Annotated in this window: 1 protein-coding gene; it reads right to left on the bottom strand. The window is 28.0% G+C overall.

Annotated elements, in window-relative coordinates; translation table 11 throughout:
• Positions 1-887: hypothetical protein (locus ACF91D_RS30680; protein WP_392438529.1), on the bottom strand; the 887-nt coding region annotated here is incomplete at its 3' end.
• Positions 888-996: the final 109 nt, after the last annotated feature.

The following is a 996-nucleotide window of genomic DNA, read 5'->3' as shown; positions in this document are numbered from 1 at the left end:
TCACTGTTGGGATTAATGACTACTTCTATTAGTATTTCATTTGTAAGTTTACAAGAAGTGAAAGGTTTATTATTCATATATATTTCTGGATTTAATATATTATCCTCATTGATGTTAAAAATAATATATCTAATTTCTTCTTCTTGTCTTAAATACTTTCTTTTAAAAAATAATGAAAAGAAATGCAGTGCTTGTACTACACACCCTATGATTTCTTCCATATCATCAGAGTCATATTTTAAATTTTCATGAGCGACCAACCAAGCATGAGCTAATGTTTTAATATATTTAGACTGTACTTCATAATCATATTCCACTTTTAAAGGGAAAACATACGCATTACCAAATGTATACTCATCAAGTGTTTTCTTGCCTTTTGAGTAATAACTTGCAAGTTGCTCCATTACTTCCTGACTATCAAATCCTAGCGCAATATCACCATAATTTGATAACGCTTGTGAATAATCATTTTCACTAAAGGACCACACGTATACATCATCTGGCAAAATAGTATTTAATTCTTCTAATTTGAGGATTATATAATTAGGTGCCCCCAATAATTTTAATTCATTTTTCATTAACTCATATACATATTTAATTTCTTTATCATCATTCATATAATGTATTGATCCGATTAAAAAAGTAGATGATGACAGAATTTTTTCAAATGCATCATATGTAGTATAATGATATAAATTTTTAATTTTAATAGGGTCCGCATAAAATTCATTTGCAATGAGTTCCGGTTGAGCTCGTTGATAAAAATTAGAATTTTTATCATAGTAATCATTTAATAATTGCATACCATCTTTATTCATTGATTGCACAATTGTTTTTACAGATTCTGATACATTTGGATTTTTAAGCCTTTTTGCTAATTCTTTCATACTATTCTCCCCCATACTATTTATTCATTAATTGATTCCAATTCATCGGTTATATTACTTGACCCATATGGTTTCGCTCCCATAATCCAATTTACATGGTTTGCTAAAC

The sequence above is a fragment of the Staphylococcus sp. 231237_7MaSpsaltlick genome, assembly GCF_043107035.1.
Note: the sequence above shows the minus strand (reverse complement) of the source record. Positions and strands in the feature narration are given on the sequence as shown.